The 13138-nt window shown below is 52.0% G+C and carries 10 protein-coding genes; 1 reads left to right on the top strand and 9 read right to left on the bottom strand.

Annotation, left to right across the window (positions count from 1 at the left end; all coding sequences use genetic code 11):
* Window positions 1-661 precede the first annotated feature (661 nt).
* From TY09_RS16220 to TY09_RS16185, 8 genes are all read right to left on the bottom strand, one after another.
* Window positions 662-1639: a Gfo/Idh/MocA family protein gene (locus tag TY09_RS16220; RefSeq protein ID WP_042436512.1), complete on the bottom strand. Its 978-nt coding sequence runs from the start codon at window positions 1637-1639 to the stop codon at window positions 662-664.
* A 128-nt stretch (window positions 1640-1767) separates the two neighbouring features.
* Entirely contained in the window at window positions 1768-2586 is an 819-nt protein-coding gene (locus TY09_RS16215; RefSeq protein ID WP_242841519.1) for a sugar phosphate isomerase/epimerase family protein, read from the bottom strand.
* A 37-nt stretch (window positions 2587-2623) separates the two neighbouring features.
* Window positions 2624-3538 carry a sugar phosphate isomerase/epimerase family protein gene (locus TY09_RS16210; RefSeq protein WP_042436505.1) on the bottom strand — a complete coding sequence of 305 codons (915 nt, stop codon included), beginning with the start codon at window positions 3536-3538 and terminating at the stop codon, window positions 2624-2626.
* Window positions 3535-4590, bottom strand: a complete 1056-nt coding sequence (locus TY09_RS16205; RefSeq protein WP_042436502.1) for a Gfo/Idh/MocA family protein — start codon at window positions 4588-4590, stop codon at window positions 3535-3537. Before TY09_RS16205 ends, TY09_RS16210 begins: the two co-directional genes overlap by 4 nt.
* Window positions 4591-4640: 50 nt before the next feature.
* Window positions 4641-5687 (bottom strand): ABC transporter permease, encoded by a 1047-nt coding sequence (locus tag TY09_RS16200; protein WP_042436501.1) that lies wholly within the window; start codon window positions 5685-5687, stop codon window positions 4641-4643.
* On the bottom strand, window positions 5684-7192 hold the full coding sequence (locus TY09_RS16195) for a sugar ABC transporter ATP-binding protein (protein WP_042436497.1): 1509 nt from the start codon (window positions 7190-7192) through the stop codon (window positions 5684-5686). The genes TY09_RS16200 and TY09_RS16195 overlap by 4 nt, the downstream gene beginning before the upstream one ends.
* Before the next feature lie 69 nt (window positions 7193-7261).
* Window positions 7262-8248 carry an ABC transporter substrate-binding protein gene (locus tag TY09_RS16190; RefSeq protein WP_009063738.1) on the bottom strand — a complete coding sequence of 329 codons (987 nt, stop codon included), beginning with the start codon at window positions 8246-8248 and terminating at the stop codon, window positions 7262-7264.
* Between the two features lie 31 nt (window positions 8249-8279).
* Window positions 8280-9287: a LacI family DNA-binding transcriptional regulator gene (locus tag TY09_RS16185; protein WP_042436494.1), complete on the bottom strand. Its 1008-nt coding sequence runs from the start codon at window positions 9285-9287 to the stop codon at window positions 8280-8282.
* A gap of 782 nt (window positions 9288-10069) precedes the next feature.
* On the opposite strand from TY09_RS16185, the gene TY09_RS16180 reads away from it, so the two are divergent.
* Complete coding sequence (locus TY09_RS16180; RefSeq protein ID WP_042436491.1) at window positions 10070-12133, top strand: HelD family protein; 2064 nt, start codon at window positions 10070-10072, stop codon at window positions 12131-12133.
* A 125-nt stretch (window positions 12134-12258) separates the two neighbouring features.
* On the opposite strand, the gene TY09_RS16175 is transcribed toward TY09_RS16180, so the two are convergent.
* On the bottom strand, window positions 12259-12753 hold the full coding sequence (locus TY09_RS16175; protein WP_009063937.1) for a prolyl-tRNA synthetase associated domain-containing protein: 495 nt from the start codon (window positions 12751-12753) through the stop codon (window positions 12259-12261).
* Window positions 12754-13138: the final 385 nt, after the last annotated feature.

Genomic DNA, 13138 nt, shown 5'->3' with positions numbered 1-13138 from the left:
CCTACTGGACCCACTGGCGCTGACGGTGCTGTCGGACCTACTGGCCCCACTGGACCCACTGGTGCTGACGGTGCTGTTGGACCTACCGGCCCCACAGGACCGACAGGTGCTGACGGAGCGATCGGACCTACCGGCCCCACAGGACCGACAGGTGCCGACGGAGCGATCGGACCTACCGGCCCCACAGGACCCACTGGTGCCGATGGAGCGATCGGACCTACCGGCCCCACAGGACCGACAGGTGCCGACGGAGCGATCGGACCTACCGGTCCCACAGGACCGACAGGTGCCGACGGAGCGATTGGACCTACTGGCCCCACCGGGCCAGTTATATTAAGCAAACTGCAAAAGCCTTTGAAAGTAGAAGAAAACTATAATATTAGAACTATCATTTATGCAAAATGCCGCCTACAAAGCGGTACGTGGGATAGGAAAGATCGCCGCACTTCCGAGAAAAACAGAAAAAGCGGATCAGACCCCGAAAAAACAGTCAACACGGTAAGCCGTGCCGCAATATGAAACAAAAAGCCGGGGCCGCCGATCCCTTTGGGATGGCTGCCCCGGCTTTTTTACGGGTCTGTTTTGCAAGAGTCCCGATTTCCAGTCAATTTGTTTCGCGAATGGACCTGCCGTTTTGCGCAAAAACATTCTGCTGTCCCTATCAAAACGAATGTGCCAGCGTTGTTTCCAGAATCCCGGTCACGGCTGCCACCTGTTCGGGCCTTACCAGCGGAGATGGCGCATTTTGCTCCGCACAGCGGATAAAATGCAGAAGCTCCGTTAAGTACCAGCCGGTGGGCGGCACGTTGATCCCCGTCGGGATTTTTATTTTTTCCTCCGTATCGAACACGCGGGGCCCGGCATCAAAGGGGTAAGCGATAACGCTGGTGCCGTCGTTTACGACGACGGCATTCTCGAAATAAACGCGCCAGCGCGCCGTAAACGGCAAATTGGCGTGGAACCACGCGGCCTCTGCGCAGACGTTCAGCTTCCCGAACCGGTACTGAAAACGGTACTGCTCCGCAAAGCCGCGGCCCGTCCCCGCACAGCAGGTAAACGAGGATTCCTCCGGCTCGCCGAACAGGCTGACAATCAGATCTAAATCGTGTATATGCAAATCAAACGGGATCAGTCCGCTTTTTTCCGAATCAAACAGCCAGCCGTTCTGCACCCAGCGCGGGCACGCGGAAAGGCGTTCGAAATAACCGTCCAGCGCAGGCCCGTACTCACCGCTCTGCACCAGACTGCGCAGAACCGCAGTTTCATTGGTAAACTGCAGCACCTGCGCAACATAAAGCTGCACGCCCTGCTGCGCGGCGAGAGCGAACATCTCCTCCACATCGTTTCTGTGCAGCGCGGCCGGCTTTTCCACAATGGTGTGCTTTCCAAGTTCCAGACTTTCCAGCACCTGCTGCTTGTGCAGAAACGTGGGCGTGCAGATGTCCACCAGATCGATTTCCTCGCTGTGTACCATTTCGGTGATGGATTCGTACATCTTCAGGCCCCACACCGCAGCTCGTTCCCTGTCCTGCGGGGATTTCCCGACCAAGGCGGCCACCCGGCATTCCGGAATATGCGCATAATTGCTGTAATGCACCGTTCCCATGCCGCCGGCGCCGACAATTCCGATTCGCATCATCTGTTTTGACTCCTTTCCGGCCCCTTATACTAATATTCAACTAAAAAGTGGAAATCTGGCATTTCTCCCCCGCCTCCGGTAAGGGGAGAAATAACCGCCATGATCCTATATCTTATTGGAGATTCATATTACAGCGAAAAACCGTGCGCGGTCAGGTATGCCGCGGATTTTTGCATTGCTTCGTCGACCGCCGCCAAATCCTTGGGGCCATCCTGTGTGAACTCGATTTCCACGCTCAGCGGGCAGTTGTTGCCTGCACGATCGAGCTTTTCAAATATCATCGGGAAATCTACAGCGCCTTCCCCGAGCGCAGGGAAGTTCCATTCCGTGCGTTCCCCGGCTTTATCCTTTACATGCATGTATCCGATGCTGTCTATGCAATCCTCCAGGTCCTGCGCAAGATCGACTCCACCGTAAAAAATGGCATTTGCCGTGTCGTAGTTGACGGAAACGAGCGGAGATGCCACCGCGTCCGTCACTTCCTTCACGATTTTTCCGCTGCCGTGTTCCCCGTGAACCTCCAGCACCAGCTTCATTGCGTGTTTTTCGAGCAGCGGCAGCAAGCTGCGGATGTTTTCCACGAGCTCCCAGTTCGAGGCGACCGTATTGTCCTTCAGATGCGCTTCGCCCACTGAGGAAACGATGTATTCGCAGCCGAAAAAAGCTGCCAGGCGGATATTATCCACAAAATCGGGAAGCCGCTGCGGGTCCATCAGATTGCAGTGACCGCTCATGGAAATCGGGATCAGGCCCGCTTTCTGCAGCTCATCCTGTACCCTGCACAGCCGTGAAAAGGACATGGAAGGAAAGACATGCTCCGTCCATCCCTTCGTCGCGGTCAGCTCAATATAGCGGAATCCCGCCTTTTGAATGCCCGCAATAGCTTCTTCCAAAGAAAACCCGTGGTAGCAGTTGGAATTTGCGATGATGATACGTTTCAAAATCATCCCTCCTGAAACAGAATCTAACGAGCTCCCAGCCGCATCAGATGACGAATTGCTCTATGTACCGTTTTGAAATTTTCAGGCTGTTCAGAATTCTCTCCCGACTGCCTTCAAACGCCTTATCCTCAATTTCAATACAGGCGTAATCGTTATAGCCGATGTCTGTCAGGGCGGAGACATATTTCCCCCAATTCACATCGCCAAGGCCGGGAAGCTTGGGTACCATGTATTCCAGCGGATAAGCCATCGTGCCGACCTCGCGCAGACGATCCGGCAGCAGCTTGATGTCCTTGAAATGAACGTGGAAAATCCTGTCTTTGAATTCATACAGAGGGGTGATATAGTCCATCATCTGCCAGACAAAATGGCTGGGGTCATAGTTCAGCCCAAAATTCGGACTGGACACGATTTGGAACAGTTTTCGCCAGATGGCCGGCGTGCTGGCCAGATTCTGCCCGCCGGGCCACTGATCCAGCCCAAACAGCATCGGGCAGTTTTCAATGGCAATGCGAACGCCGAGTCCCTCTGCCTCTTGTACGATCGGCGGCCAGATTTCCCGGAACAGCTCCAGATTTTCCTCCACGGTTTTGGTCTGGTCGCGCCCCACAAAGGTGGTGACCAGATTTACGCCGAGGCGGTGGCTGGCTGCGATCACCTGCTTCAAATGGGCGATATTCGCGGCGCGCTTTTCCGGATCGCCGTCCATCGTGTTCGGGTAATACGCCAGCGAGGAAATCTCTACCCTGCGGACCTTGCAGTAGTCCAGAATCCGCGCGGCTTCTTTGTCGGTCAGAGCACCGACATCGATATGACTGACCCCGGCATAGCGCCGCTCGGCCTTCCCGCGGGGCCAGCAGGCGACCTCCACACAGGAAAATCCGAGCCCTGCGGCGGTATCGATCATTTCTTCAAATGACATCTGGTCTAAAATAGCGCTGACAAATCCAAGCTTCATCCAATTTCACTCCCCTCTTGATGAACAGCGACCGCGCGCCCGGTCTGTGAGGATTCGATGCAGGCGAACACCGCGCGCATGGCGCTGAGCGCCGCTTCCCCGGAAAGATGGCCCGGGTCCTCCCCGCCGAGGCAGGCGGCAAATCGATCGATTACGCCGGAGCTGGTCTGGTTGTCGTTGGTCTGAATTTGATCCACCCGGTACAAAACGATTTCTCCATTGGGTCTGATCAACTGAATGGCATATTCGGGATCATCGTAAATGCGCAGGATTCCCTTCGTTCCATAAAGGATGGTGGAATTGTCCTCCGCCCCGTAATACGTCCAGCTGGCTGTCATCGTCCCGATGGCGCCGCCGCTGAGCCGGTAAATGCAGATGGCGTTGTCGTCCACGCCGATGAGATTCCCCGAAGCGTCCGTTTTGTCCAGCGTGGTGAGCCGGGCGGTAACTTCCACCACCTTTTGCCCCGACAGGAACTGAATCAGGTCTGTTTTATGGATACCGAGATCGGCCATCGCGCCCATGCTCGCGCGCTTCTTATCAAAAAACCATGTACTTTTTCCGGCATCGACGCTCCAGGTCTCCGGCCCGCCGTGGCCAAAGGTGGTGCGGAAGGTGAGCAGCTTTCCGACCGCGCCCTCCTCCAGCAGCTGCTTTGCCAGCATATGCGCCCGGGTCAGCTCCTGGTTGTGGCCGATCATCAGCAGTCTGCCGGTTTCACGCGCGGCGGCAGCCATGGCTTCGCATTCTTCGAGCGTGGAAGCCATGGGCTTTTCACAAAGGACATGTTTTCCGGCGCGCAGAGCCGCAGCCGCAATCTCCGCATGGGTCGTGTTGACGGTGCAGACGCTGACCGCATCGATGGCGGGGTCGCTCAGCATCTCCTGATATGAGGCATACACCCTGCCCCCGTGCGCGGCAGAAAGCTCCTGCGCACGCTGCGTGTTAAGGTCGAAATACCCGGCGATTTCCGTTTCGGGATTGGCGAGATACTCCGGTATATGGCGTACCTGTGCGATTTTTCCGCATCCGATGATCCCAACTTTGTACACAAGTAAGTCCCCTTTCTTCCATTTTCAATTCGTTCGGCCGTGCGGCCTACTCAGGAGGTTGATTCCTTTTTCTGCAGCAGGACGGCACCGATCACAATGATGCCTTTGCAGGCCTCCCGCAGAAACGGCGGAACACCCATCAGGTTGAGCAGGTTGTTCATCACGGAGATGATCAGCATGCCGAGCACGGTGCCGAGAATTGAGCCACGCCCACCAGCCATGTTGGTCCCGCCGACGATCGCCGCCGCGATGGCGTCCATTTCGTAGCCGCTGCCTGCGTTCGCGTAATCCATGGAACCGATGCGCGAAACCTGCAGCACGGCGGAAAGTGCGACCAGCATCCCCATCAGTGCGTAAACGCGGCGCTTGACGCGGTTTACGGGAATGCCCGAAAGCTTTGCCGCGCGCTCGTTCGAGCCGACCGCCACCACATGCCGGCCAAAGGCGGTGCGCTGCGAGACAATGTGCAGCACGGCGGAGATCAGCAGCCAGTAAACGATCGGCATCAGCATCTGCCCGCCGATGCTCACATTCGCGATTTCCAGAAAACCGCTGGGGACGGACGGGGACCCTCCCTGCATATACTGCTGTGTTACGCTGCGGAAAATTTTCATTGTGCCGAGCGTAACGATGAATGGGGGGATTTTACCGCTGGTCACCAGTACTCCGTTCAGTTCCCCGAACAGCCAGCCGGCCAAAACGCCGACCAGAACGGCAAGCACGTATACCGCCGGGCCGGAAATCCCCATGGAGTACAGAAATCCCCTGGGGCCAGAATCGATCAGCATCATGACAATGGCGCCGACCGCGACCAGGGAGGAACCGACGGAAAGGTCGATGCCGCCGGACACGATGACAAAGGTCATGCCAAGTGCAATGATGCCTACGCTGGCGTTATTGCGCAGAATATTGATCCAGTTGCGCAGCCATGTGGAAAACCACGCGCCGAAAGAATCGAACTCAAAGCCGAGAGCAAGCGTCTGCAGGACCACCATGACCAAAAGGGCGATGGCCGTACTGAACAGTGGGTATGTAGTCCACATGCGGCGAAACCAGGATAAGAATCCTTCCCGTTTGATTGCAGCCGTTTCCTTCATTCGTTTTCTCCCCCTATTTCTGCTGAAGTTCCTCCGGTGGCAAGGCGCATAATGTCGTGCTCGTTCATGGTATCGCCGCTGACCTCCCCAAGCACTTGGCCGTGGTACATCACGAGCGCCCGATCGCACAGCCGGATAATTTCCTGTACTTCACTTGACAGAACCACAATGGCGACGCCCGCACCGGCAAGCTTTAAAATAATATTATAGATTTCTTCCTTCGCGCCCACATCTACCCCCTGTGTGGGGTTGTCGAGCACCAGGATTTTGGGGTTTGCGTTCAGCCATTTCGCCAGCACTACCTTCTGCTGATTGCCGCCCGAAAGGCTGGTGATCAGGTCCGATTTTTTCCCCAGCTTGATGTGCAGCTGCTCGATCTGGCGGTCGAAATCCAGGTTTTGCCGCACGCGGTCAATCAGCCCGCGGCGCTGGTATTCCGGCAGCGTGACAATGGAGCCGTTTTCCAGAATGCTCATATCCTTGAGGATGCCGTTTTCCTTTCGGTTGCGGGGCACATAACCGATCCCGAGCCGCCGGGACTGCATGGCGCTGCTGATATGTACCGGTTCCCCTTCCACATAAATCTGCCCTTCGTAATTCCCCCGGACACCGAAAATCGTCTGAAACAGCTCGCTGCGCCCATCCCCCAAAAGCCCGGTAACGCCCAATACCTCCCCGGCATGCACCGCGAAGGAAACGCCGCGGAAGGCGGTTTCGTCGGAAAGGTTCTCCACGCGCAAAATCTCGCGTTCTTTCTCGTAATCGCGCCGCACCGTTTCAATGTGGAGCTCGTGCCCCACCATGTGATGCGCAAGGTCGTCGGTGGAGGTTTCCGAAATCAGGCCGTCCTTTACCATCACGCCGTCGCGCAGCACGGTAAAGCGGTCGCAGATGGTCATGACTTCCTTGAGCTTATGAGAGATAAACACGATCCCGACTCCGTGCTGCCCCAGCGTACGCATCATATCGAACACCCGCTCCACCTCGGAATCAGTCAGGGACACGGTGGGTTCATCCATTATGATGATAGAGGCATTCATCATCAGCGCACGAAAGATCTCGACAATCTGCTTATACGAGGCATCCAGATCCCTCACCATGGTCATAGGGTTGAGATGAAAATCCATTTTATCAAATATCTCCTGTGTCTGCCGCCGCATTGCGTCTGCATCCAGGAGGCCGTTTTTCTTTTTGAGTTCTCTGCCGATGAACATGTTTTCGTAAATGGTAAGATCGTTGATCAGGTTGAGCTCCTGATGGATAAAGGCGATACCTGCCGAAAGCGATTCCGCCGGGTTCCGGAACGAAACCGGATTCCCATCCAGAAGCATTCTGCCGGAATCGGGCTGAAGCACGCCGCCCAGAAGGTTCATCAGTGTGGACTTTCCGGCGCCGTTTTCACCGATCAGCGCGCAGATTTCCCCACCCCTTACGGAAAAATCAACATTCTTTAGCACGCGCACAACGCCGAAGGATTTGCAGATTTCCTGCATTTCGAGTGTCATTCCATCACTCCGTTCCTTTTTAAGGAGAGGCTATGGCTGCGCCATAGCCTCTTTTCCTGCTGCTGAGAATTAATAGGGGGATTTGTCATCCTTGAACTGTGCGCAGTTGTCACGATCCACAATCGTGGTGGGAATAATCTTGACCTTCTCTTCGGTTTTGCCGTCGAGCACGTTCACCGCTACGTCCACAGCGTCGCGCACCATGGCGGGGCTGTACAGAGCGGATTCAATCCAGATGTTCTCATTTTGCGGCATCATGTTGAAATACTCCTGCGCTCCGCCGCCGCCGGTGATCACCTTAATATCGGTACGGCCTGCCTCTTTAATGGCCTGCAGCGCGCCGATGGAGGTTTCGTCATCCATGGAATAAACGGCGTCGATCTTCGGGTTCTTGGTCAGAATATCCGCAAAGTCCTTCAGGCCGTCTTCACGTGTGAACTTGGTGGCGTAGGTAGAAAGCTTGAGATCGGGGGCCAGTTTCGCGACTGTCTCGGTAAAGCCCTTCTTGCGCAGCTCTGCCACGGAGCCGGAGGTCGGAACATCGAGAATTACGACATTGCCGGTCTTGCCGATTTTATCCACAATGTACTTGGCGCCTTCTACGCCCATGCCCTCATTGTCGCCGGAGACACGGTACACGCCGTCCACATTGATGGCGATGTCGAAGTTTACAATGGTGATGCCTGCGTCAACCGCTTTCTTGATGGGGACTTCCATGCCCTCCCACTGCGGGAACGCGACGATGGCCTTTGCGCCCCATGTCATCAGATCGTCCAGCTGAGAAGTCATTTCATCCGCGTTGTTGCTGGTATACAGCTTATAGTCTACTTTGTCCGCAAGCTCCTTGCAGCGGGCTTCCGCATGGTAAGCCACAGCCGCTACCCAGCCGTGGGTGACCGCCGGGGCAAGGATGCCGACCTTGTACTTATCCGCCGCAGCCGACGACGCGGGTGTCGCACCGGACGCGGGCGCAGAACTTGTGGTGGTGCTTCCACCGCACGCAGCCAAAGACAGGGACATGGCTGCTGCCAGAACAAATGCCAATAGTTTTTTCATAATGCTCCTCCTTTAGTTTGTGGTATGCGATTTATGAATTTTTCGGCAATCCTGCCGATGAATCGCGCAGAACAATTTTGTGCTCCAGAAACACGGAGCGCGGAGGGAGCCCGCCCAGCTGCTCGAGAAGCAGCTCGCAGGAGGTTTTGCCAAGCTGATAGCAGGGCTGGCTGACGGTAGTCAGCATAGGGCGGAACATGGTAGCGTATTCTACATCGTCGAATCCTACCACCGAAAGGTCTTCCGGCACACGCAGGCCCATTTCCTTTGCCACGCGGAGCGCGCCGAGCGCGATAACGTCCGAAATGCAGAACAAGGCGGTCGGCCGGTCCGGCAGAGAGAGCAGAGTGCGCGCTGCCTGTACGCCCGAAGAAAAGTTATAATCGCCCGCCGCGGAAGTGATGTATCGCTGTTCTACGGCGATCCCCTCTTCGGAAAGCGCCTTTTCGTAGCCCATACGCCGCTGCTGCGTGGAAATAAACCAGTTGGCCGCGCCGATCAATCCGATTTTCCGATGCCCGACAGAGCATAGGAAATGGGTCATGTCGTAGGCCGCCTTAAAATTGTCGATGGAAACATGCCCCACGCTTTCGTCGCTGCAGTATTCACAGCACTGCACAATGGGGAAGCCTTTTGCGAGTTCTGAAACCTCCAGGTCATCCTTTTTGACGTCCATCAGGATAACGCCGTCGGCGTTGCCGTTATGCAACAGCTCAAAATAGCTGTTGGTATGGATCTGGATTCCATCCGTAATGCACAACATGGTCTGGTACCGATTATGCCGTGCGATATCCTGGATCCCGTGTACGATGGGCGAATAATACGGGTTTGTGATATTCGGCACCAGAATCAGCAGGATTCTGCTTTGCCCCTTGCGCAGACTGCGCCCCCACGTGTTAGGATGATAATTCAGCTTTGCGATGGCCGCCAGTACCTTCTGCCTGGTGATCGCGCTTACCTTTCCGTTGCGGTTGATGACCCGTGATACCGTGGCAACGGAAACGCCCGATTCCTGTGCTACTTCTTCGATCGTGCTCAAGTAAGCTCCCCCTTTTCCCATCCCGTTTGATCCGTTTCTTTTTCTTTCTGCTCTTATATATGTAATCGATTACATTATGTTGTTGGAGACCTAACTCTAATTTTTCAAAGTTTAATTAATTTATATATAACAGATATCACAAAAATTGTCAATAAATAGTAATATTTTTATTTTATAATTTCACAATCAATTGCTTCGGCTTTTTATATATTCTGAATTTTTCCCTTTTTGTGTAATGGTTTACATTAATATTGTTATTTTTCTCTCATTCGGGCAGAAAACAGCTTTAGCCAGTCAGATGCCTTGCTGGCACATAGAATCTTCGGCAGTATTGATAACCATTCTATCAAAAGTCCGTTCCAATCATTCGATGAGGAACCTAAGCTCTGGAGCGCGTATTCTTCCCTTCTTCTCACCCATGTTTCTAAGGCGGCAAAGCGGCTTTGTACCTCTACATCCCTTCGCAGTTGTTTAACCACAAAAGGCAAAATCATCTTCGCTGTCACAGAGTATAAAAACAGGCAACTAATGCATACAGAACTCTATTTTCACAATAAAAAATAGCCCTTCCAACATTTTGATTGGAAAGACTATCTGAATATTCAATATTGATATTGATTAATTAAGAATCAAGAAAAATGGCAAAAAATGTAAATTTTGTGTTTTCTTGAGGACATGACTAATATATACAATATCATGCCGGAAATAAAAAGTCTAGTATTTTTTTTATTTTCTTTTATACTTAGAATATCAATTCAAGGAAAAGATTAGGGAGACCAACTATGTTACACCAAACAGAAAATGAGGAAAGAACGTATTTAAGCGAAGTTCAAGGAAAGCTGCGAGCAGAACTGGAACAAATCAACCAAAAAATAGACAACTACTCCAAAGAGATACTGGAAACAAAACGGTATATCTATGAGAATCTGGCCCAGCTTGATTCTGCGGAAAAAGCGGCGAACCGAACGGCCGTTTATGACAGCGTTGCCTTTGGAGAAAAAGCTGTCAGAGAAAGAGAAAAGCTCGAAAAGCTGATTCAATCCCCCTATTTTGGGAGAATCGATTTCATCAGAACAGAAGAAGAACAAGGAAATGCATTCTATATCGGAGTGCATGCTTTTGCCGATCCCGCGACATTGCGCAGTGTCATTTTCGACTGGCGTGCACCTGTCTCCAGCATGTTTTATGATTTTGAAACCGGACCGGCTTTTTACAAGGCTCCCGCCGGAAAAATCGACGGAGTGATGACCCTGAAACGGCAATACAGAATCAGACAGACTCAGATGGAGTACATGATTGAAAGCTCCCTGAATATCGGCGACGAAATTCTGCAAAAGGAGCTGAGCCGCAATTCCGACGACAAGATGAAAAACATTGTGGCGACCATCCAAAGGGAGCAAAACGCCATCATCCGGAACGAAGCCGCAAAAGTGCTGATCATACAGGGTGCGGCGGGCTCGGGAAAAACCTCCATAGCGCTGCATCGGGTCGCATTTTTGCTGTATCGCTTTAAAGATACTCTGACATCGAAGAACATTCTCATTATTTCCCCCAACAAGGTATTCGGAAACTATATTTCGAATGTTCTGCCGGAGTTGGGAGAAGAAAACATGTCGGAAATCGGCTTCGATGATATCGCAGCGGACATGCTTGGAAAAAAGTATCGGTATCAGACTTTTTCGGAGCAGGTAGAAAGCTTATTGGCTAATGGAGACGCCGAAACCATTGCCAGAATCGAATTTAAGGCGACAAATCTCTTTGTGGAGCAGCTTCAATCGTATTTAGAGTCTGCCGATAAAACCTGTTTTGTTCCGACCGATCTTTCCTTCGGGAACTTTTCTGTTTCCAAGGGAAAACTGCTTTTGAATTATCGTGCTTTGAAAAAGCTGCCGATCAAAACGCGGCTGCGTAAAATAGCGGACGATCTGATAGAAAGGCATAAAAGAGATACCAATCAAAAGATGGATCCCACAGTCATCCGCCAAATCAGAAGCAGCATTCAAAAAATGTTTCAATTCAATGACGCATTGACGCTGTATCAAAATTTTTATCGCTCCATCGGTCAGGAGCATCTGTTCCGTCTGATCGGCAAAAACGCATTTGAATTCTGCGATGTGTATCCCTTTCTCTATACCAAAATCTATTTTGAAGGAGAAGAGCAGGAATACAAAAGCATAAAGCATCTGCTCGTGGATGAAATGCAGGATTACACTCCGATTCAATATGCGGTTCTGGCAAAGCTGTTTTCCTGTAAGATGACCATTTTAGGCGACAGCTACCAAAGCGTAAATCCTTACAGCTCATCCTCCGCGGAAAAAATCCAGCCGTACTTTTTGGGGTGCGATTGTATGGAACTGCGCAGGAGCTACCGTTCCACCATTGAAATCACCAGGTTTACGCAGCAGATTTTAGATAACAAAAAACTGATTCCCATTGAGCGGCATGGCAGTGCACCCGCAATCACAGAATGCCAAACCCCAAAGGAGCAGCTTGACAAGATACGTGCTTTGATTGAGCAATTCAGGCAATCCGAACATGCCTCCTTGGGGATCATATGCAAATCGCAGAAGCAGGCAGAGCAGCTGTTTGAGCAGCTTCATACCGCTGATGACACTATGGCTTTGTTGGATTTCGGCAGCAGCGAATTTCAGAACGGCATCGTCGTTACTTCCGTGCACATGTCCAAGGGGCTTGAATTTGATCAGGTGATCATCCCCGATGTTTCTGATGAGCTTTATCACACACCGTTGGACAGAAGCCTTTTATACATTGCCTGCACAAGAGCCATGCATCAATTGGACTTAACCTGCTGCGGCAGGAAAACGGAGTTTCTGCAAGGCTGCTGAGTCCAGCCTTGAGCTCGGTACTGTCCCAATATCAGGCCGCCGTACATTTTGAAAAGGGGTGAAATTCATCTGCTCCGTGTGTATCAGAAGAACATCTCGCCGGATTAGATGGAACAAATCGGCTGTTACTCAAAGTCGCACTTCACAATAGGATTTCCATGATCCTCTACCAGTTTCTCGACATCCTCAAAAGCCATAAAAATGGTTGCGGTGTTTTCCATGGGATGGATGCCGATTTGCTGATTCTGCAGACTCTTATCGAACACCACAATCACATTTTTCTCTGCGTTATTTAACACCCCAAGCGGTGTGACATGTCCTTTTTCCAGCATCAGCAATTCCCTGAGCGATTCCTCGCTGGCAAAGGTCAGCTTGCGGCTGGCAATCTTTTCACTCAGGCTTTTTAAGTTGACGGTTTTATGGCCCGGCACGGTAACAAGATAATAATGCAGCTTTTTATCGTCACGCAGAAAAAGATTTTTTGCAACTCGCTCGCTATGCGGCAGATTCAGGGCGTCCATCTCTTCAATGGTGTATACGGCGGGATGCTCGCAGGCTTCATAAGTCATTTGATATTGATCGAGAAGATCATATAACCCTTTTTTATCCAACCTTTTCATTCCTCTCTTATATGATTGATATTGTCTTATGATGTTATTATACAACAAATCACCGGCTTGCAAAACAGCTTTTCTCCGCTTGATAGGATACACAGAGATACAACTCCCAATGGGAGTAGCACATAAAGGAACAAAGCCGCTCCGGGGCTTTCTTTCGCAATACCTCCGGGCTGTACCTTGCGCTTTTTTGTTTACGCACAGCCCAAAGGGGATGCTCCGCTTCTCAGGTACCTCCCCTAAAAATCGAAAGGCCCCTTTTTTCGTGAAGCTCCACGGAAAGAGGGGCCTGTTTTATTGCAGGAACAGTACCCGTCTATACAGTAGGAACGAAAAAAGCCAACGGTTTTTCAAAGCTCTTAAGTTCCAAACACCAGAAAAGCCCCAG

Source organism: Faecalispora jeddahensis (assembly GCF_000577335.1).
Lineage (GTDB): Bacteria > Bacillota > Clostridia > Oscillospirales > Acutalibacteraceae > Faecalispora > Faecalispora jeddahensis.
Note: the sequence above shows the minus strand (reverse complement) of the source record. Positions and strands in the feature narration are given on the sequence as shown.

Bases quoted from the DNA above. Each gene is read 5' to 3' on its own strand.
- TY09_RS16220 (WP_042436512.1), bottom strand. From the start codon at position 1,639: ATGATGCGAATCGGAATTGTCGGCGCCGGCGGCATGGGAACGGTGCAT.
- TY09_RS16215 (WP_242841519.1), bottom strand. From the start codon at position 2,586: ATGATTTTGAAACGTATCATCATCGCAAATTCCAACTGCTACCACGGG.
- TY09_RS16210 (WP_042436505.1), bottom strand. From the start codon at position 3,538: ATGAAGCTTGGATTTGTCAGCGCTATTTTAGACCAGATGTCATTTGAA.
- TY09_RS16200 (WP_042436501.1), bottom strand. From the start codon at position 5,687: ATGAAGGAAACGGCTGCAATCAAACGGGAAGGATTCTTATCCTGGTTT.
- TY09_RS16195 (WP_042436497.1), bottom strand. From the start codon at position 7,192: ATGACACTCGAAATGCAGGAAATCTGCAAATCCTTCGGCGTTGTGCGC.
- TY09_RS16190 (WP_009063738.1), bottom strand. From the start codon at position 8,248: ATGAAAAAACTATTGGCATTTGTTCTGGCAGCAGCCATGTCCCTGTCT.
- TY09_RS16180 (WP_042436491.1), top strand. From the start codon at position 10,070: ATGTTACACCAAACAGAAAATGAGGAAAGAACGTATTTAAGCGAAGTT.
- TY09_RS16175 (WP_009063937.1), bottom strand. From the start codon at position 12,753: ATGAAAAGGTTGGATAAAAAAGGGTTATATGATCTTCTCGATCAATAT.